At 48.5% G+C, this 20,435-nt stretch carries 21 protein-coding genes; 3 read left to right on the forward strand and 18 right to left on the reverse strand.

Annotated elements, in window-relative coordinates:
• Positions 1-5 precede the first annotated feature (5 nt).
• From ACHWTJ_RS11755 to ACHWTJ_RS11765, 3 genes are all read right to left on the reverse strand, one after another.
• Positions 6-1,130, reverse strand: coding sequence for a Glu/Leu/Phe/Val dehydrogenase (locus ACHWTJ_RS11755; protein WP_023467593.1), 1,125 nt, complete (start codon positions 1,128-1,130; stop codon positions 6-8).
• A gap of 13 nt (positions 1,131-1,143) precedes the next feature.
• Positions 1,144-2,064 carry a phosphate butyryltransferase gene (gene yqiS / locus ACHWTJ_RS11760; protein ID WP_041255026.1) on the reverse strand — a complete coding sequence of 307 codons (921 nt, stop codon included), beginning with the start codon at positions 2,062-2,064 and terminating at the stop codon, positions 1,144-1,146.
• 144 nt (positions 2,065-2,208) lie between these two features.
• On the reverse strand, positions 2,209-3,864 hold the full coding sequence (locus tag ACHWTJ_RS11765; protein WP_294747568.1) for a sigma-54-dependent Fis family transcriptional regulator: 1,656 nt from the start codon (positions 3,862-3,864) through the stop codon (positions 2,209-2,211).
• A 122-nt stretch (positions 3,865-3,986) separates the two neighbouring features.
• On the opposite strand from ACHWTJ_RS11765, the gene ACHWTJ_RS11770 reads away from it, so the two are divergent.
• Together ACHWTJ_RS11770 and ACHWTJ_RS11775 are read left to right on the forward strand one after the other, a co-directional pair.
• The gene (locus ACHWTJ_RS11770; protein WP_023467590.1) at positions 3,987-4,241 is read left to right on the forward strand and encodes a DUF2627 family protein; all 255 of its coding nucleotides are present in this window, start codon (positions 3,987-3,989) and stop codon (positions 4,239-4,241) included.
• Positions 4,242-4,916: 675 nt separating this feature from the next.
• Positions 4,917-5,495: a dihydrofolate reductase family protein gene (locus ACHWTJ_RS11775; RefSeq protein ID WP_394679770.1), complete on the forward strand. Its 579-nt coding sequence runs from the start codon at positions 4,917-4,919 to the stop codon at positions 5,493-5,495.
• Positions 5,496-5,531: 36 nt separating this feature from the next.
• Here ACHWTJ_RS11775 and spo0A read toward each other — a convergent pair whose 3' ends face one another.
• The 15 genes from spo0A to aroQ form a co-directional block, all read right to left on the reverse strand.
• Positions 5,532-6,254 (reverse strand): sporulation transcription factor Spo0A, encoded by a 723-nt coding sequence (gene spo0A / locus ACHWTJ_RS11780; protein ID WP_074668437.1) that lies wholly within the window; start codon positions 6,252-6,254, stop codon positions 5,532-5,534.
• A 3-nt stretch (positions 6,255-6,257) separates the two neighbouring features.
• Entirely contained in the window at positions 6,258-7,964 is a 1,707-nt protein-coding gene (recN, locus tag ACHWTJ_RS11785) for a DNA repair protein RecN (RefSeq protein ID WP_294742774.1), read from the reverse strand.
• A 12-nt stretch (positions 7,965-7,976) separates the two neighbouring features.
• Positions 7,977-8,426 carry a transcriptional regulator AhrC/ArgR gene (gene ahrC, locus ACHWTJ_RS11790; RefSeq protein ID WP_023467586.1) on the reverse strand — a complete coding sequence of 150 codons (450 nt, stop codon included), beginning with the start codon at positions 8,424-8,426 and terminating at the stop codon, positions 7,977-7,979.
• Between the two features lie 154 nt (positions 8,427-8,580).
• A complete protein-coding gene (locus tag ACHWTJ_RS11795) occupies positions 8,581-9,387 on the reverse strand; it encodes a TlyA family RNA methyltransferase (RefSeq protein ID WP_394679771.1) in 807 nt (268 codons plus the stop codon).
• A 6-nt stretch (positions 9,388-9,393) separates the two neighbouring features.
• Positions 9,394-11,280 carry a 1-deoxy-D-xylulose-5-phosphate synthase gene (gene dxs, locus ACHWTJ_RS11800; protein ID WP_294742779.1) on the reverse strand — a complete coding sequence of 629 codons (1,887 nt, stop codon included), beginning with the start codon at positions 11,278-11,280 and terminating at the stop codon, positions 9,394-9,396.
• Between the two features lie 118 nt (positions 11,281-11,398).
• Positions 11,399-12,268 carry a polyprenyl synthetase family protein gene (locus ACHWTJ_RS11805; protein ID WP_294742781.1) on the reverse strand — a complete coding sequence of 290 codons (870 nt, stop codon included), beginning with the start codon at positions 12,266-12,268 and terminating at the stop codon, positions 11,399-11,401.
• Entirely contained in the window at positions 12,265-12,486 is a 222-nt protein-coding gene (gene xseB, locus ACHWTJ_RS11810; protein WP_023467583.1) for an exodeoxyribonuclease VII small subunit, read from the reverse strand. The genes ACHWTJ_RS11805 and xseB overlap by 4 nt, the downstream gene beginning before the upstream one ends.
• 2 nt (positions 12,487-12,488) lie before the next feature.
• Positions 12,489-13,811, reverse strand: coding sequence for an exodeoxyribonuclease VII large subunit (xseA, locus tag ACHWTJ_RS11815; protein ID WP_394679772.1), 1,323 nt, complete (start codon positions 13,809-13,811; stop codon positions 12,489-12,491).
• Positions 13,808-14,641, reverse strand: a complete 834-nt coding sequence (folD, locus tag ACHWTJ_RS11820; protein WP_394679773.1) for a bifunctional methylenetetrahydrofolate dehydrogenase/methenyltetrahydrofolate cyclohydrolase FolD — start codon at positions 14,639-14,641, stop codon at positions 13,808-13,810. The genes xseA and folD overlap by 4 nt, the downstream gene beginning before the upstream one ends.
• Before the next feature lie 69 nt (positions 14,642-14,710).
• Entirely contained in the window at positions 14,711-15,112 is a 402-nt protein-coding gene (gene nusB / locus ACHWTJ_RS11825; protein WP_294747861.1) for a transcription antitermination factor NusB, read from the reverse strand.
• A gap of 123 nt (positions 15,113-15,235) precedes the next feature.
• Positions 15,236-16,588: an acetyl-CoA carboxylase biotin carboxylase subunit gene (accC, locus tag ACHWTJ_RS11830; RefSeq protein WP_053452803.1), complete on the reverse strand. Its 1,353-nt coding sequence runs from the start codon at positions 16,586-16,588 to the stop codon at positions 15,236-15,238.
• A gap of 16 nt (positions 16,589-16,604) precedes the next feature.
• Positions 16,605-17,060 carry an acetyl-CoA carboxylase biotin carboxyl carrier protein gene (accB, locus tag ACHWTJ_RS11835; RefSeq protein ID WP_294742790.1) on the reverse strand — a complete coding sequence of 152 codons (456 nt, stop codon included), beginning with the start codon at positions 17,058-17,060 and terminating at the stop codon, positions 16,605-16,607.
• 168 nt (positions 17,061-17,228) lie between these two features.
• On the reverse strand, positions 17,229-17,795 hold the full coding sequence (efp, locus tag ACHWTJ_RS11840; protein ID WP_023467577.1) for an elongation factor P: 567 nt from the start codon (positions 17,793-17,795) through the stop codon (positions 17,229-17,231).
• A gap of 34 nt (positions 17,796-17,829) precedes the next feature.
• Positions 17,830-18,894 (reverse strand): Xaa-Pro peptidase family protein, encoded by a 1,065-nt coding sequence (locus tag ACHWTJ_RS11845; RefSeq protein WP_035409103.1) that lies wholly within the window; start codon positions 18,892-18,894, stop codon positions 17,830-17,832.
• Positions 18,891-19,337 carry a type II 3-dehydroquinate dehydratase gene (gene aroQ / locus ACHWTJ_RS11850; protein WP_294742796.1) on the reverse strand — a complete coding sequence of 149 codons (447 nt, stop codon included), beginning with the start codon at positions 19,335-19,337 and terminating at the stop codon, positions 18,891-18,893. Before aroQ ends, ACHWTJ_RS11845 begins: the two co-directional genes overlap by 4 nt.
• A gap of 152 nt (positions 19,338-19,489) precedes the next feature.
• Here aroQ and ACHWTJ_RS11855 point away from each other — a divergent pair, with 152 nt between their 5' ends.
• Entirely contained in the window at positions 19,490-20,425 is a 936-nt protein-coding gene (locus tag ACHWTJ_RS11855; RefSeq protein ID WP_394679844.1) for a DUF1385 domain-containing protein, read from the forward strand.
• Positions 20,426-20,435 lie beyond the last annotated feature (10 nt).

Consider the following 20,435-nt stretch of genomic DNA (forward strand, 5'->3'; position numbering starts at 1 on the left):
TCTGATCAGCCACGTGATCCTAGAATGTTTTTATCACGACGCAGGAATTGACTGCGGGCGCTACGCATCGTCGCGATGCGCTCTTCTGCCATTTTTTCAGCCGCCCGGTATGTCGGTAAGTGATCGCGTTTTGCGATTTCGAACACTTTCGTGACCGCATCATAAACGAGTTCGACTTTTTTCATGGCACGATCGCGGTTGTATCCGTCGAGTTCATCGGCAACGTTGATAACACCACCGGCATTGATGACGAAGTCTGGTACGTATAAAATATCGCGTTCTTCGAGCATGTCACCGTGACGGTCTTCTTTGAGTTGGTTATTTGCCGCACCGGCGATGATCTTGACTTTCAATTGTGGAATCGTCTCGTCGTTTAATGTCGCACCGAGGGCACATGGTGCAAAGATATCTGCTTCGACACTATAGATGTCTTCTGGTGCGACGATCAAGGCACCGAATGCTTCTTCTGCACGTTGAAGTGCTTCTTGGTTGATGTCCGTGACGATTAGCTTCGCCCCTTCTTCATGCAAATGACGGCATAGATTGAAGGCAACGTTACCGACACCTTGGATCGCAATCGTTTTTCCACCAAGTGAATCTGTTCCGTACACTTCTTTTGCCGCAGCTTTCATCCCACGGTAGACACCGTATGCTGTAACCGGTGATGGGTTACCACTTGATCCGAATGCTGGGCTGACACCAGTAACGAAATCTGTCTCCATATGAATGTAATCCATGTCTGCAACTGTCGTATTGACATCTTCTGCTGTGATGTAACGACCGTTCAGTGACTGGACGTAACGTCCGAATGCCCGGAAGAGTGCTTCTGACTTTTGTGTCTTCGCATCGCCGATGATGACAGCTTTACCACCACCAAGGTTCAAACCAGCGGCTGCGTTCTTATACGTCATCCCTTTTGATAAACGAAGCGCATCAATCAATGCCTCTTCATCTGATGCATAGTTCCACATGCGAAGTCCACCGAGTGCCGGTCCGAGTGTCGTGTCATGAATCGCGATGATTGCTTTTAATCCTGATACTTTATCGTGGCAAAAAACGACTTGTTCGTAATCTTCCATCTCCATTGTTTCAAAGATGCTGAAGCGTGATTCTACGTTTGTTTCGACCATTTTAAGTTCCTCCTCAGATTGTTTGTTTTACTTTTTTCGTCTGTTGAGCATTTAATAGCGCAAAGGCTAGTGAGTACATTTTTGCTTCTGCTGTATCGGCACGGCTTGTTAAGACGACCGGAGCCCGTGCTCCGACGAGAATCGCCGCAACCGAGGCATGCGCGAAATACATGAGTGATTTGTAGATGACGTTTCCGACTTCGATTTGCGGAACGACGAGTAAATCCGCCTGACCTGCTACATCTCCCGTCAATCCTTTTTGCTGGGCAGCGACGAGATTTACGGCATTGTCGAGTGCGAGTGGTCCGTCTACAAGGCAATCCTTGATTTGACCACGTCGGTTCATTTGCGTCAGCAGGGCGGCATCAATCGTCGCCTGCATCGTTGGATTGACGACTTCGACAGCTGCTAAGACTGCGACTTTCGGTAAGCCGTATCCGAGAGCACGTAAGGCGGAGACACCGTTTTCGATGATCTTCACTTTGTCTTCGAGTGTCGGTTGGATATGAATCGCTGCATCGGTTAATCCGATCGCTGATTCACGCCCCGGTACTTCGAACAAGGCGACATGCGACAAGACATTCCCTGAACGCAAACCCGTTTCTTTGTTCAAGACAGCTTTCATGAACGTAGCTGTCGGAACAAGACCTTTCATCAAGACGCTCGCATCCCCTTTGCGAACGGCATGAGCGGCACGTTCTGCCGCTTCTTGTGATGTAGAAGTATGTGTGATCACGAACTGTGACTCTCGTAATGCTCGTTTTTGAATCATCTGCTGAATCCGTGTCGCATCCCCGAACAAATGAAAACGCGCTAAATCGTTCTCAATTGCTAATGCGACAGCATCCATCACTTCTTCGTCATCCGCAGCTGCGATCGCAACGACGGAATCTTCGAGTCGAGCTGCCTGCTCGACCATTTCACTGAATCTCACCGTATTCCCCCCTCACCTGTCATACATAAATAGTAATAGCAATTTTCGTGCCAATTCAAAAGAGACGGTAGGTTAAGCAAGAACGTCTTTAATTTTGCACGCTTTTGCATTTTTTGCAATATATTGCACGCAAAAATTTGCGCTTTACGAATAGATGTTAAATCGTTCCACTTTGTAATAAAGTGCGCGAAGTGAAATTCCGAGTTGTTTCGCTGCTTCTGTTTTGTTGCCATTAAAGGCAGTAAGCGCTTCCCGAATCAACCGTTCTTCGACGTGTGACATCTCATCCGATAAATGTTTGATTTCCTTTTTCTGTCTCGTCGCGACTTTCGTTGTTTGTGGCACGACAAGCTGGAGATGGCCTTTTCGTAAGACGGTTTCTGTTTTATCCGTAAAAATCAATGCACGACCGATGACATTTTCAAGCTCGCGGACATTTCCTTTCCACGGTTGCTTCTTCATTGCTTCGAGTACATCATCCGAGATCCGTCCGACCGATCGTCCATAACTTTGATTCAATTTGCGGAGTAGGTGTAAGGTTAACGGTGCGATATCATCCGGACGCTCACGTAGTGCCGGTATGTGTATCGGTAAACGATTGATCCGGTAATAAAGATCTTCTCGGAACTCATTCATGATGATTTTTTGTTCGAGATTGGCATTCGTCGCCGCGATGATGCGGACATCAACCGGAATCGCCTTCGTGCCACCGACACGGACGACTTCATTTTCCTGTAACACCCGTAACAGTTTGGCTTGGACGTCGAGTGGCAATTCGCCGATCTCATCTAAGAATAGCGAACCTCCGTGTGCTTCTTCGAAATATCCCCGTTTCCCGCCGCGCCGCGCTCCTGAGAACGCGCCTTCCTCGTACCCGAATAGTTCACTTTCGAGTAACGTCGGTGCAATCGCCGCACAGTTGACGCGGACGAATTGTTCATATTTGCGTTCGCTCGCTGCATGGATCGCATGCGCGAACAACTCTTTTCCGGTTCCCGATTCACCACGAATCAAGACGTTGACGGGCATCGTTGCCGCAAGCTTTGCTTGATCGACGACGAAGCGCATTGCTTCACTCTCGGCGATGATATCATCAAATGTATATTTGGCTTCAAGCGTCCGGATTTTTTGACGCGCTGCCTTTAATTCTTTTGCCAGTGCCTTCATTTCTGAGATATCCCGAATGACACCTACCGAACCTCGGACTTGTCCATCGACGATGACAGGTGCCGCGTTGACGATGATATCGCGTTGATCTTGCCCGATCTTCATCCGAACATCTCGAACGTTCTCGCCTGTGTTCAAGACTTTCAAATGAACAGACTCCTGCATTCCGATATCAGCACTAGCCGGTTTTCCGACGACATCTCGTTCTGTGAAACCGGTCATTCGCGTATATGCAGGATTGATCAGCATCGTCTGTCCATCTTGATCAGCGACTGAGATTGCCTCACTCGTACAATGAATGATCGCTTCGAGCATTTTTTCTTTTTCAGTCAGACGCTCGAGTAACACTCTGACGAATTCACCCGGTAAGACCGCCGCTCCCGGAAAATCATGAATCAATTGTTCGAGTACGCCATTTTCTCCCGTGGCGTCAATGATGAAATCGACGTTTTCTCCTTCGAATGCCGACCAATTGGCTTCGATGCGGATGTCTGCACGCCGTGCAAGCGCCACCCCAGGCGCCTCCATGTTTGGATCGACAAGACCGATGACCGTTAATAATGGTGAACGTTGAAATGCGTGCAGGACTTCTGTTCCCCCTTGACCAGCCCCGACGACGAGTAGATGATGCATATGAATTCCCCCTTTGAAACTGCTTACATTTCTATCCTACTCGGAATAAAATAGGGAAGCAAACCCGATTCGCAGAACGGTCGATTTTTTGATACAATACGCTTGGAAAGGAGTGGCGTCCTATGCGTATCATTGGTTTGCTCTCATTATTGATCCCCGGCATCATCGGCGCAATCGGCATCAAGCTCATGCGCGACAGTGTCTTTCTAATTGCTCAAGTTCCATTTAAATACTTAGGCGATGCGGCTTACGTATATGTATTACAAGGTCTCGTCGGGTTGATTCTTGCGATGGGCGGCATTGGTTTTGTCGCAGGATATGTCTTTTATCGCGACCGAAAACGCGGAAAAGTCTCTGACCGCTATCAAAAAAAATGAACACAGAAAAAGGTCCCCATCTCTTGAACTCATTTCAAGCGCGGGACCTTTTACTCGTATAAAATTGGTTTCACTTACGGATGAACTCCTCTCATAGTTAGAACTATTCGTGTACTCCAAAACCTTAGGTGTTCCTCTTAATGAAGAGGTGGAAAGAAATCAGATCTGGCTATCGGGCTAACGATAGAATGGTATTTCAGTTCCATCATCTGACTGTACTCGGGACCTAGGTGGAGCGTAATGTCATCCGCTTGAAGCAGTCAAACATTCGGTTGCTAACAATCACTGCTAGACAACACTCCTTTTCACGAACTGTACTTTTCATTTTAGACGATCCGTTACCTTCCACTTTTCCCTAGCTTCGAAATCATGGAAGCTCCCATTCATTCGAGATTTCCCATCTAGAATGAACAAGATACCTTGGTACGACTTCTACCAAGAGAATGTCGTCCGGCATTCTTGAGCCATTTACAGTTGGCGTTCTGAGATGATGTTCATCAACGGGATTTCCGGAGTCCTCGCCGACTCGACGTTCATCTGACGTCTTGCCAAATCATTTGGTACTTTTATTATAACAAACATTTCAGTTTATGCAATATTTATTTGTAAACGCTTTTATATATTTTTAACTTTACGGTATGCTATAAGCAGATCGTAATCGAAAGGAGATCTTTCATGCGAAAAATCATCGTATTCGAGCATCTATCGTTAGACGGTGTCATTCAAGCACCGAGCGATAAGACAGAAGATCCAAGTAACGGTTTTACCCATGGTGGTTGGACTACTTCGTTCCAACATCCTGAGATCGGTCAGGTCATCCGTAAATGGATGCAAGAGGATTGCGCCCTGTTACTCGGTCGCGCGACATACGAGCAATGGTCGAGTTACTGGCCGCTCCATGCAGATATCTGGCCAGTTGCCGATCATACCATGAAATATGTCGCCACGCGTCATGCACCACCTATTCTTTGGCAGCCGACGATGTATTTAAAGCAGCCGACTTCTGAACTAGAGCTTTTGAAACAACAGGACGGACCACCGCTTCACGTCTGGGGTAGTAGTGAACTCGTTCATGTACTGTATCAAGCGGATCTGATTGATGAACTTCGATTGATCCACTATCCGGTCATCGTCGGTTCTGGTAAACGTCTATTTCCCGGCAACGGAATGACGCCTCTCACTTGGAACGTCACAAAACGACACACGCTTGATAACGGTGTGTTGATCGCTTACTATGAACGGGATCGGAACTAAAAACACACCGTCTAACCATCAGACGGTGTGTTTCCTTTAACCAGATTGTTCTTGATTCATATGACTCGAAACATACGAGATGAACTCCGAGTTCTTTGGACTTTTCTCTTGTTCGATTCGACCGTTGAAGAGCTCGTGCTGTTGCATCCCTTCGTTCCAAGCGGACTTGATGGCGTGACGCATCGCTCGTTCGACACGAGATGCTGTCGTTTGGTGTTTCTTCGCGATCGTCGGATAGAGTTCCTTTGTAATCAATCCAAGTAAATCTTCCCGTTCAAGCACCATTAAGACAGCGTCCTTTAAATAGGTAAACCCTTTGATATGCGGAGCAATTCCCACTTCTCGCAGTGTCGTACCGACTCTTAAGTCAATCGTTTCGACGATCGGTGCTTGTCCTTGATGCGTCACGAGACGAATTTTTTGAACGAGCTGATCCATGCTGAACGGTTTAAGTAAGAAGTATGATGCTCCGAGGGTGACCGCTTGTTGTGAGACCTCATCCTTACCGAAGGCGCTCAACATGATGACAGCAGGATTCTTCTTTTTCTTCATCAACTCTTCAAGGACACCCAGCCCATCTAAATGAGGCATGATGATGTCGAGGAGCAATACATCCACTTCATGTTCTTTCATGCGTTCGAGACAACTCTCGCCGTTGTAGGCGACGCAAACGACTTCCATGTCTTCTTGCGCAGAGATATGTTGGCGAATCAGTTCGACCATTTCGCGATTATCATCTGCTATCCCGACTTTAATCAATCCTTACACCCCATTTTTAAGCGATTCTTTCATCGTCTTCGCCTGATCCATCAATTCCTCGGCATGACGTAACGTCAAATCCGTCATATGCGCGCCGGAGATCATCCGTCCGAGTTCATTCCCTCGATCTGCTTGAGACAAGACGTTGACTTGGGTCGTCGTACGATCCGTCTCCTCAATCTTCCGAATATAGAGATGTTGATCGGCCATCGAAGCGACTTGTGGTAAGTGCGTGATACAAAGCACTTGTCCGTCTACTGATAAACGATAGATCTTTTCAGCCATCGCTTGGGCGACACGACCCGAGACACCTGTATCGACTTCATCGAAGATAATCGAGGCGACCCCGACCGAGCGCGAGAAAATCGACTTCAGTCCGAGCATGATACGGGATAATTCCCCACCCGATGCGACTTTTCCGAGCGACTTGAACGGCTCGCCCGCATTCGTCATGATGAAGAACTCCACTTGGTCGATCCCGTTCTTGCGCAGCGTCGGCGTTTTTCCATCTTGAAGAAAACGAATCTCAAACCGCGCTTTCTCCATGTAGAGCTCACGCAACTCCAGATGAATCGCTTCGCTTAATTGAACGGCCGCTTTTCGCCGTTGTTGCGAGAGACGACCACCAATCTCAAACAATTCGCCTTCGAGCTGTTCGACTTCGGCTTTTAAGCGCTCAATCCGTTCATCTCGATTCGTCATCGTATCAAGTTCAACTCGAATTTTCTCACCGTATGCAATGACTTCCTCGATCGTCGCCCCGTATTTTCGTTTCAGTTGTTGGAAGACGGATAAACGTTGTTCAATCTCATCGAGACGATTGGAATCGAACTCAAGTGTTTCAAGTTGATCTCGAATCGCATACCCGACTTCTTCGAGTCCATAAAAAGCGCTTGCGATCGCGTCACTCTGCTGCGAAAACTGTTCGTCGATACTTGACGCTTGCTGTAGTTCACGCATCGCGTCTCCTACAGAGTCGATACCGCGCATCTCATCATGCAAAGCATCGTACGCTGTCTTCAGTGACGCATATAGCTTCTCGAAATTCGCGAGACGATTCCGCTCGACAAGCAACTCATCTTCCTCATGCGCCCGAAGTTTTGCGCCTTCAATCTCTTCTGTCTGAAATGACAACAAATCAATCCGTTGTGCAAGTTCCTGCTCACTTTGCGCGAGCGATTGCAAAGCCGTCCGTTTTTCTTCATACGCTTGGTAACCGGACTGGTAGGCTTGAAGAAGCGGCGCAATTGCCTCTTGCGCGAAGTCATCGAGAATCGCTTGATGATACGTACTGTCCATTAAATGCTGATGTTCATGTTGCCCGTGCATATCGACAAGGACACGCCCGAACTCACGTAAGATCGTCAGTGTGACCAGCTTATTGTTGACGCGACAGACACTTTTCCCGGTCGCGAACAGATCACGTCGCAAGATGATCAATCCATCTTCGATATCGATACCATACTCTTCTGCGAGATCATAGACGAGATGGTCGTCCTCAATCAGAAACAACCCCTCTAGTTCCGCCCGATCTTCCCCGTATCGAACGAATTCTGCGGATCCACGTCCACCAATCAATAATCCGATCGCGTCGAGAACGATCGATTTACCGGCACCTGTTTCCCCAGTCAAGACGGTCATTCCTTTTTTAAAGTCGATCTGTAGCTCGTCAATGATCGCAAATTGTTTGATCGATAATTCAGCTAGCATCCTGTCAACTCCTTACAGCATTTCTAAAATTCGTTCCGTCACTTCTTTCGCTTGTTCCTCACTTCGTGCGATCAATAGGATCGTATCGTCCCCACACACCGTCCCAAGCAGTTCGTTCCAGCTCAAATGGTCCAGTAAGACAGCGACTGCGTTCGCATTTCCCGGCAGGACATGCATGACAATCAGATTTTGAGCAGAATCAATCGAGATGAAGCTATCCCCGAGCAGACGCCGCAATTTCCCGAGTGGGTTGAAGCGTTGGTCGGCGGGTAAGCTGTATTTATAACGTCCATCATTCAACGGGACTTTGACGAGATGGAGTTCCTTAATATCTCGTGATACCGTTGCCTGTGTCACCTTATATCCTGCATTCCGTAATTCCTCTACCAATTCATCCTGGGTTTCTACTTCTGATTGGGTGATGATCTCCCGAATCTTAATCAACCGTTGCCCCTTTGTCATCCCTGCACCTCACAGTATTATTCGATGTTACTATTGTAATCCAATAAATCATTAAAAGTCCACGTTTGCCATTTTATTATACGGTTTTCATCGCTCCGAACAACAAGGAAGACGGACCCATGAACCGGATCCGTCCTCGTTTTCATCTGTTCGTTTAAAGACTAGCATGTGCTTGCTTGACCGTCTCCGTCGCATCGACGGATGGATCAAGCCCTGGTTGACCAAGGCGCGCATGCAACAAGAACTCGATGTTCCCCTCTCCACCGGTAATCGGTGAATAGTCGAGCTGCTTGACATAGAACCCTTGTTGAATGAAGAATTCGATCATCTCATCGAGCACTCGGACATGAATCCGTTCGTCACGCACGATACCTTTTTTACCGATATCATCACGCCCAGCTTCGAATTGTGGTTTGACGAGCGCCATGACGTCTCCTCCTTCGACGAGGATCGTCGTCAGCGGTGGAAGCATCAATCGTAACGAGATGAATGACACATCAATCGTCGCGAACTGTGGCGAGACAGGGAACATATCTGGTGTCGCATGCCGGAAGTTCGTTTTCTCCATCACTGTCACACGGTCATCCGAGCGAAGCTTCCAGTCCAGCTGATTGGAACCGACATCCAGCGCATACATATGTGCCGCTCCATTTTGTAAGGAGCAGTCGGTAAAACCACCCGTTGACGATCCGATATCGAGACCTGTTTTACCCGTGACATCAAAATCGAATACTTGAAGTGCCTTTTCCATCTTGAAGCCTCCACGACCGACATAAGGCATCAACTGACCTTTGACGTGCAAATCGATATCGGACTTGACCTTTTCACCGGCCTTCTCCAATCGTTCTGTTCCGCTAAAGACCAGTCCAGCCATGATCGACCGTTTCGCTTTTTCACGCGTTTCAAACAAACCGCGCTCGACGAGAAGAACGTCGAGGCGGATTTTTTTTACATTTTCCATGAATCGTCACACACTCTGTTTCTTTCCTTGATTGACGAAAGCGCGTACTTCTTCTGCGATTTGTCCAGGTAATAATCCGATTTCTTCTAGTAACTCGTTGACACCGCCGTGCTCGATATACCAATCTGGAATACCGAAGCGTTTGACGCGTGGGAATGCTTCCTGCTCGTTCGCGTGCTCTAGAACTGCTGATCCGAATCCACCTTTTAAGACGGCTTCTTCGAGCGTCACGAGTGGAATGCCTTCTGCGTAAAGGGCGTTCAGCATCTTCTCATCAAGCGGTTTGATCGTCCGGGCATTAATGACACGAACCGACAGTTCGCCTGCTAGGAGATCTGCTATTTTGAGTGCATCTTGCACTTGTGGTCCGAATGCAAGGATCGCGACATCTGTTCCTTCACGTTCAACTTCCCATGTATCAAGTGAAATTTCGTGCAATGTCTCGTCCATCGGTACACCGATTCCTTCTCCACGTGGGAAACGAACCGCAATTGGTCCTTCATATTTGACGGCAGAATAGAGCAAGTGTTGAAGTTCGTTCTCATCCTTCGCCATGACGATCCGAATATTCGGCACGTGACGCATGAAGGCGATATCGAAGACCCCTTGGTGTGTCTCTCCGTCCGCACCGACAAGTCCTGAACGGTCAATCGTAAACGTCACATCGAGATTTTGACGTGCCACGTCGTGAACGAGCTGATCGTATGCACGCTGGAAGAACGTCGAGTAGATCGATACGACAGGTTTCATCCCTTGCGTCGCTTGACCTGCCGCGAACGTCACAGCATGTTGTTCTGCAATCCCGACGTCAAACATCCGCTCAGGGAATTCTTTTTCAAAACAATCAAGTTTTGAACCGACACTCATCGCTGGTGTGATCAATGTCAGCTTTTCATCATCGCGTGCCATCTTCGTCAAGGTATCCGCTACCGTAAAGGAATAACTTGGTGCTTTTGATTTCCCTTTGATGACTTCGCCGGACTCCATCTTGTATGGTCCAAGACCGTGCCATGTGCCGACCCCATCAAACTCTGCCGGACGATAGCCTTTCCCTTTTTTCGTGATGACATGAAGCAGGACAGGTCCTTCTTCTTTTTTCACGTAATTGAGCTGTTCAATCAAATCATTGAGGTCGTGTCCATCGACCGGACCGTAATAGTTAAAGCCAAGTTCTTCGAAGAACATCCCAGGAACAAGCGCTCCCTTGACGGCTTCCTTCAATTTCTCGCTTCCTTTTTCAAGACGTCCGCCAATGACCGGAATTTTTTTGATCAACGCTTCGAGCTCGTCTTGCGCAAAGCGTACTTTACGCGATGAACGAATCCGTCCAAGCATTTGATGCATCGCCCCAACGTTAGGTGCAATCGACATCTCGTTATCGTTCAAGATGACGATGACGTTTTGTTGCTCTGCTCCGATGTGATTCAATGCTTCGAGGGCCATACCGCCTGTCAATGCCCCGTCACCGATGATCGCGACCGCACGGTCATCCTTACCGCTCAATTCGTTTGAAACAGCGATCCCCATTGCTGCTGACAACGAAGTCGAACTGTGCCCTGTCTCCCAGACGTCATGCACACTTTCATTGCGTTTCGGGAATCCACAGAGTCCTTTGTGCTGACGGAGCGTATCAAACTGGCTCGCGCGTCCTGTCAAAATCTTATGCACGTAGGCTTGGTGTCCGACGTCCCAGACGAACTTGTCATTCGGGCTGTCGAATTCACGATGCAACGCAAGCGTCAACTCGACGACACCAAGGTTCGGTGCCAAGTGTCCACCTGTCGTCGCTAATTCTTCAATCAAAAAGCGTCGAATATCGCCTGCGAGTACTTCGAGTTCGGAGACCGACATACGCTTTAAAAATGACGGATCCTGTATTTCTGTCAATTTCATACCTTACCGCCTCTTTTCCTTACAATCTTATAGGGTTTGTACCCTACATTGTACTAGAACAATCTATCGAGCGCCATTGTCAGCATAGAAAAAGACGACGCACGATGCGTCGTCCTGCTTAATGGTCACGCTTGACCACGAAGTCTAGCAGTTCCTTAAGTGTCGTCGCTTCGACCGATAATGCCTCAATCGCCTGTTCCGCTGCTTCCACCTGAGCCGTCAGTGCACGTTTCGCACCTTCAAGACCGAGGAGTTTCGGATACGTCGCTTTTTCATTTCCTTCATCGCTACCAACCGGCTTGCCGATCTTTTCAGCATCTCCTGTCACGTCTAAGATGTCATCTTGAATTTGAAACGCAATCCCAAGATGACGACCATATTGGTGAAGGTGTTCAAGATCAGTCGGACTGACCGCGGCAAGCAATCCACCCGCTTCGACCGCAAAGACGAGAAGCGCTCCTGTTTTGCGGCGATGAATCGATTCCAGTTCCGCTACGTCACTGATGCCGCCACGCTCACCGAGCATATCATCCAGTTGTCCGCCGACCATTCCTGAAGCTCCCGCTGCAGTTGCCAACCGTTCGACAAGTGCAAGCTTCACTTCGGGCGAAACCGGTGTCTCGAGGAGGCAGCTGAAGGCGTTCGTGAGCAAGGCATCTCCTGCTAAAATCGCTGTCGCTTCATCAAAAGCGATATGATTCGTCGGACGCCCTCGACGAAGATCATCATCGTCCATTGCTGGAAGGTCATCGTGAATCAGTGAATATGTATGAATCATCTCAAGTGCCGCAGCAGTCGCATCTCCTTTTGAGCGATCAATCGAAAAGGCATCGAGCACGGCATAAATCAAGGCTGGGCGAATCCGTTTCCCACCCGCATCGAGTGAATACCGCATCGAGTCACGTAAGCGGTCCGGTGCATCGAGTCGCTCCATGAACTCTGCCATTTTGTTTTCGACTTGTGTCTTCCATTCATGCAAGGCAATCATTGTGCTCCTCCTTTTTCCCGAAGCGTACCATCTTGCTCCAGGATTTGATCGAGTTTTTTCTCAGCAACGGATAACTTCCCTTGGCAAAGAGCTGTCAGTTTGACGCCCTCTTCATAAAGAGCCATCGCTTGTTCCAGAGGAGCTTCCCCCTCTTCGAGTAATGTGACGATCTCTTCTAGTCGTTCCAATGCTTCTTCAAAAGATTGTTCCGTCTCCATTCTTACTCCCCATCCTCTCGTTTGGCACGAATCGTTCCATCATGGAATCGGATATCGAACGAAGACGCTGTCAATGCCTTCGCGGAACGGACGATTTGCCCATCCTGTTCGACATACGTATAGCCGCGCATCAGGACATGCGTCGGACTGACAGAGTCGAGTCGCGCGAGCACATGACGCACCTGTTGTTGTTTCGAATTCAAAAGCCGACGCACGCTTTCGAGTCGACGCCGTGACTGTTCAATCGTTATCCGTTGTTGTGCGAATCGATCACGCACAGGTACTCGCATTAAGCGTGTGTCAAGACGCTCCACCTGCTGTCGGTTTTGAGTCACGATATGCTGCATCTCTTTTTGGAGCAACATTTCGGTCCGGTCCAATTGTTCTTGCTTCAGTCCAAGTAAGACGCGTGGCGATTTCAGACCGTAGCTTGCAGCTAGACGCGTCACTTGCTCCTGCTTACTTTTAAGGAGTTGTGCATACGTTCGTTCTAAACGACGCTTCACATCCTGTACCCGTCGAGTGAGTGCCTCTGCTTCCGGAGTGACGAGTTCTGCCGCTGCCGTTGGTGTAGCCGCACGAACGTCGGCGACGAAATCACTGATCGTAAAATCCGTTTCGTGACCAACAGCAGAGACGATCGGAATGCGTGATTCAAACACGGCAGTCACGACAGACATTTCATTAAATGCCCACAGCTCCTCAATCGAACCACCACCACGACCAATGATCAACACATCACAGGCAGCATGCTCATTCATCAGCTGAATGGCACGACTGATTTGTGGTGCCGCGTCCGCTCCCTGTACAAGGACCGGGGCAAAGACGATGGCCGCTTGCGGGTAACGGCGCCGGAGTGTCGTTGCGATATCATGAAGCGCTGCTCCTTTTGGCGACGTGATGATCCCGATGCGCTCTGGAAAAGCTGGCAACGATTGTTTGATGGCTGGATCAAACCAACCACGCTCTTCAAGATCCACCTTCAAGCGTGAGAACGCCTCATATAGCGCTCCTATGCCATCTTCCGTCATCCGTTCGACATAGAGTTGCATCTCTCCTGAAGAGACGTAGACGGATAAGCGCGCGGTGACAACGACACGCATTCCATCACGAACGTCTGCTTTGACTCGACTCGCATCCCGGGCAAACATGACGGCTTTCATCCGTGACTGCTCGTCCTTTAACGTAAAATAAAGGTGACCGGAAGAGTGTCGTTTAAAGTTCGACACTTCTCCCACCACCTGGACTTGTTGCAGAAGGGCGTCGCCTTCTAGTTCACGTTTGACATAGTGGACTAAATCGGAAACGTGAAGAGGTTCGCTCATTTCGCGGCCTCGATCGTGTTATGCAGTAGCATCGTGATCGTCATCGGACCAACGCCACCTGGAACAGGTGTGATGATCGATGCAACGTCTTGTACCGTATCAAACTCGACATCACCGACGAGTTTGCCATCGACACGGTTGACACCAACGTCAATGACGACAGCATCCGGTTTCACCATATCCGCCGTAATCAGCTTCGGTACGCCGACTGCGACGATCAAGATATCCGCTTGACGCGTCATCGCACCGAGGTCTTTAGTTTTTGAATGACAATAGGAAACGGTAGCCGATTCATTTAAGAACAACATGCCGACGGGTTTTCCGACGATTTGACTACGACCGACGACAACGACGTGCTGACCGGCAATCGGTACATTCATCTCTTTGACGAGATGAAGAATACCGTTTGGTGTACACGGTAAAAATGTCGGTTCACCAATCATCATTTTCCCGACAGAGACAGGATGAAAACCATCGACGTCCTTTTCAGGAGAAATCGCAAAAATGACTTTACTCTCATCAATATGGTCAGGCAACGGCAATTGAACGAGAATCCCATGGACACTCGCATCAACGTTCAGACGTTCGATCAAGTGAAGAAGCTCTGATTCCGTTGTTTCTGCCGGCAGTCGGATCAACTCCGAATCCATGCCGATTTCCTTCGCTGCCTTTTCTTTACCACGTACATAGGACTGACTAGCAGGATCTTCGCCAATCAGGATGACAGTCAATTGCGGTTGAATCCGCTGTTCTTTCAGACGTGCGACTTCTTCTTTCAGCTTCATACGATATGAATGGGCTACCTGTTTTCCATCGATTACTACTGCCATGATTTGTCCACTCCCCCAAAAAGTTCGATTCACTCTTCTGTCTGTTTGTCTCTATTCGGTTTTACACGTTTATGAATTTTCTTTAACGACGCCTTGTGCGACCTTACCGAGAACACCGTTCACGATTTTTGTCGCTTCTTCGTCAGCGAACGCCTTTGTCAATTCAATCGCTTCGTTGATCGTCACTCGAACTGGAATGTTCGTTTCGAATAATAATTCGTAGACTGCTAAGCGAAGAATCGTCCGCTCGATGTTTCCGAGTCGTTCGAATGACCAGTTGACCAGTGCTTCTCGGATGTGTTGGTCAATCGTTACTTTGTTCGTTTCGACACCGTTCACCAATTGCTCGACGAATGTGTCATATTCCTTACCTTCTACCGCGAATTCAATGGCCTCTTGTGCAGTCAGATCCGAAAGCTCCATTTGGAACAAAGATTGGACTGCGAGTTCGCGTGCCATGTGTCGTTTCATCATGATTTTGCGTGCTCCTTTTTTTGTCGTTCTCAATCAGTTAGTTTAGCACATTCCTCTTTTAAAAAACATAGAGAACGCCAAAAAAAGACGGGAGTTCGTCGCACAAACTCCCGTCCTGATTCAGTTAACGATCGTACCTTTTAGCTCACGCTCTGCGAATTTCGTCGTGAACGTCCCACGCCGGAATACCGGGTGACTGAGAACACGTTCGTGGAACGGGATCGTCGTCTTGACACCTTCGATCCAAAATTCAGCTAGTGCACGTTCCATCTTCGCACATGCTTCTTCCCGTGTTTCCGCATGAACGATCAATTTCGCAACCATCGAGTCATAGTATGGTGGAATCATGTACCCTGGATAGACCGCGCTATCGATGCGCACACCCATTCCGCCTGGTGTCACGTATTGTGTGACGCGTCCAGCAGACGGACGGAAATCATGATCTGGATCCTCGGCATTGATCCGGCATTCGATCGAATGACCGTGGAACTTGATATCCTTTTGTTTGACGGCAAGTGGATGATCAAGCGCGACCTGCAGTTGTGCTTGAACGAGGTCGAACCCCGTGATCATCTCCGTTACTGGGTGCTCGACTTGAATACGTGTGTTCATCTCCATGAAGAAGAATTCTTCTGTCTCTTCGACGAAGATAAATTCGATTGTTCCAGCTCCCGTATATTGAATCGCTTGTGCGGCTTTTACGGCAGCCTCGCCCATCTTCAATCGTGTCGCTTCACTGACCGCAGGTGATGGTGCCTCCTCGATCAGTTTCTGCATCCGGCGCTGGACGGTACAATCCCGTTCACCAAGGTGAATGACATTGCCGTGACGGTCAGCGAGGACCTGTACCTCGACATGGCGGAATTCTTCGATAAAGCGCTCTAAATAGACATCCCCGTTTCCGAAAGCTTGTTTTGCTTCACGGCGTGTCTCACTTAGCCCGTTGATCAGCTCTTCTTCCGAACGAGCGACCCGAATCCCTTTACCTCCACCACCTGCTGTTGCTTTGATGATGACCGGATAACCAATTTCTTGCGCTAGTGCGACCGCTTCTTCGTCCGTGACCGTTCCATCTGAACCAGGTACGACGGGCACGCCACACTCGATCATCGTCTTCTTCGCAACGTCCTTGATCCCCATCTGACGGATCGCATCCGACGTCGGACCAACGAACTTGATCCCGCACGCTTCACACATCTCAGCAAAATCAACGTTCTCGGCTAAGAAACCGTACCCTGGGTGGATCATCGTCACTTGACGGTTCGTCGCGATCGCGAGGATATTCGTAACGTTTAAGTAAGATGAAGCAGAACTCGCCTCACCGATGCAGTACGCCTCATCGGCTAAACGAACGTGCAAAGCTTCCTTATCCGCCGTCGAGTAGACAGCAACGGTTTGTATTCCAAGTTCCTTTGCCGCTCGAATGATACGGACGGCAATTTCTCCACGATTGGCAATCAATAATTTTTCCATGCTGTTCACCTCAGTTTTACGGACGGATCCGGAAGAGTGGTTGACCAAATTCAACGAGATCTCCATCGGCGACAAGAATCTCGACGACCGTTCCAGATACTTCCGAGTTTAAGTTATTGAAGAGTTTCATTGCTTCAAGGACACAGATGACTTGACCGACTTCGATCCGATCCCCTACTTTAACATATGCCGGTTTATCCGGATTCGGACGTGAATAGAACGTTCCGACCATCAACGCATTGATCGTGATCGTGTCGTCTGCGACTGTTTCTTCTTCAACAGGTGCAGCTGCTTGCTTCACAGGAGCAGGAACAGGTGCCGCTACTGGCGCAGCAGGTGCTTGATGCGAGACCGTTACCGTCTCTCCTTGTTTCTTCAACTTCAATTTATACGTATCCGTCTCGAGTGAGAGTTCATTTACACTCGACTGATCGAGCATTTCAAGTACTTGCTTCAACTGATCGATTTTCATCTGTCATTCTTCCCCCATCTATGCTGTATTCACAATTATTATACCAGGTGCTAATGCCTACTCAAATACTTATATTAACTGGTCATACCATTGGATGCAAGTCAAGCTGGATGAAAAAAGACGTCTCTCGACCTGATAAAAGGTGAGAGACGTCTTGTCGTTTCAATATTATCCGTTGTAACGACCTGTGAAATCACCTGTACGTGTATCAACCGTTACTTTTTCGCCTGCTTCGATGAAGAGTGGGACTTGAATGATATGACCTGTCTCCACTGTCGCATTTTTCTTGACGTTCGAAGCTGTATCACCCTTAACACCAGGCTCTGCTTCAACGATCGTCATGACGACTGTGTTCGGTAATTCAAGACCAAGGATTTCGCCGTTGTAAACCGCGATTTGAACTTCCATGTTTTCAAGCAAGTATGGAAGAGCTGCTTCGACTTGTGCCGTCGTCAGTTCCAACTGCTCATATGATTCTGTGTCCATGAAGACGTATGTCTCGCCCATTGGGTAAAGGTATTGCATTTTGTTACGCTCGATGTGTGCACGCTCGACACGCTCACCGCCGCGGAATGTCATCTCTTGGATGTTTCCGTTACGGATGTTACGCATTTTCGTCCGTACGAATGCTGCCCCTTTACCCGGTTTAACATGTTGGAATTCAAGTACTTGCCAAATCATACCGTCTGAAGTTTTAATCGTTAATCCTGTTTTTAAATCGTTTACTGATACCATGAATGGTTCCTCCTAAAATGTCCCGTCACTCTGCTTAGAGAGTGATCAGTTCTTTTGGTGAAGACGAAAGAATTTCTCGACCTGTTTCCGTGATCAAGACGTCATCTTCAATCCGGCATCCGCCAACTTGCGGCACGTAGATACCTGGTTCGACCGTGACGATCATGCCCGGTTCAAGTTTCGTCTCAGAGCGGAAAGACAGACCAGGTCCTTCATGTACTTCTAGACCGATGCCGTGTCCCGTCGAGTGACCGAAATACTCGCCGTATCCTGCTTCTTTGATGATATCACGCGTCAATGCGTCCGCTTCGATCCCTGTGATACCTGGTTTTAAACCGTCGACACCCGCTAGTTGCGCTTGTAAGACTGTATCGTAGATCTTCTGCAATTCGGCGTTGATCGGACCAACTGCGACAGTCCGTGTGATATCTGAAACATAACCGTTCAGAAGCGCCCCGAAATCAAGCGTGACGAGTTCGCCTGTCGCAATGACCTTCGAACTGGCAACACCGTGTGGCAAGGCAGAACGATAGCCCGATGCAACGATCGTATCGAAAGAAGAAGACGTCGCTCCATGCTTACGCATGAAGAATTCTAGTTCATTTGATACTTCAAGTTCCGTCCGTCCTGGTTGAATGTACGTCAAGATGTGTTGGAAGGTCGCATCCGCGAGCTCCACCGCTTCCTTAATCATCTTAATCTCTGACGAATCCTTAATCAAGCGTAGGTTTTCAATGATTCCTGTCGTCGGAACAAGCTCAATCGAAGAAGCTTGATCGTACGCTTCAAAAGCACCGAGTGTCATCGCATCTTTTTCGACGCCAACTGCGCGAACACGTGCCCCTGCCATCAATTCGCCCATCGTCTCTGGAATTGAACGTTCGATTTGAACGATCTCCATTCCTTTGACTTGGTCTGCCGCTTGCTCCGTGTAACGGAAATCCGTCACGAAGTAGGCTTGTTCTTCTGTTACGAGACACGCACCACTTGAACCCGTGAAGCCGGAAATGTAACGAATATTCTCTGCTTTCGTGACGAGTAATCCCGGAAGATCCCGTTCCTTTAAAGCTGCTTGTAACGCCTCGATCCGTTGTTTCATGATTGATTTCCCCCTTGTTCCGATTGTTGTAAAGCTTGAAGTGCTTCCGTTGCCAGACGATATCCCGTCATGCCAAGTCCAGCGATGACACCTTTGCAGACGGGTGCGATCATCGAATGATGCCGGAAGGATTCACGTGCGTGGACATTCGATAAATGGACCTCGATGACGGGTGCTTCGATCGCGGCAATTGCGTCACGTAACGCGATACTCGTATGCGTGTAGGCAGCCGCATTGAAGACGATACCGTCCGCCCCTCGTTCCTCGTGAAGAACATCAATCAGTCGTCCTTCATGGTTCGATTGTTCGAACCGAAACTGAATGTTCGGAAAATATACGCGAAGCTCGTGTTCTAAGTCGGCTAACGTCGCCGTTCCATATGTATCCGGTTCGCGCGTTCCGAGTAAATTCAAGTTAGGTCCGTTTAAAATCAAGACACGCAAAAAAACACCTCCTCGAATTCTTCCTCATTGTATCATAACCCGAATTCCGACTCCTAAAGATTGCCTCGTTTTGACGAGTCGAACATAGTTTTTTTAGCGTAAATCAAGTACACTGACGATACACCTTATTTTATGAAGACGGGATGCGTTCTATTATGAAATCGACTAATCCGCCAGTCGGTGGTCAAGCCATCGTCGAAGGCGTCATGTTCCAAAATGCGACCCATGCGGTTTCTGCGATTCGTCGAAATGACGATTCGATCGAGACGTTCGCTCAACAAAAACCGATTCGACCACGAATCGCCAAAGGAAAACGAATTCCACTCCTGCGTGGTCTCTTTGCTTTAATGGAGTCCTCAGCGAATGGCGCTAGTCACATGAACTTCGCAAGTGACCGATACGGTGTCAAACCTGGTGAAGAAGAACCAGAAGAGTCAACGGCTAGTCCATTGACGAAATGGCTCGGAGTGGCTGTCGTCGGGATTCTATCATTCTTCTTCGGTAAATTACTTTTTACGTTACTCCCTGCATTCCTTGCGTCACTGTTCGATGTGTTCCCCGCCTTATCGGGACATATCATTCAAAACATCATCGAAGCAGTGATTAAATTAACGTTACTATTTAGTTATCTCTACGTGATTTCTTTAACACCGCTCGTCAAACGCCTCTTTCAGTACCACGGTGCGGAGCATAAGGTCATCAACTGCGTCGAATCAGGACGCCCACTCACGATCGAGAACGTTCGTGTCAGCAGTCGTCTCCATTACCGTTGTGGCTCGAGTTTCTTGATTTTCACCGTCATCGTCGGTTTTTTCGTCTACTTGATCGTGCCAACGGATCCGCTCTGGTTGCGTCTCATCTGCCGAATTGCTTTATTGCCGGTCGTCATCGGTCTTTCGTTCGAAGTCTTACAGCTAACGAATAAAGCCCAGCACATCAAAGGACTTCGTGTCATCGCCTTGCCCGGTCTATGGTTACAGTACTTGACGACGAAAGAACCGGATGATGCCCAGATCGAGGTTGCGATTTATGCGTTTGAAGCGTTAGAAAAACAGGAACATAACTTACATGAGAATGCACTGGGTTAATCGATAACAG

The sequence above is a fragment of the uncultured Exiguobacterium sp. genome (assembly GCF_964277885.1).
Taxonomy (GTDB): domain Bacteria; phylum Bacillota; class Bacilli; order Exiguobacteriales; family Exiguobacteriaceae; genus Exiguobacterium_A.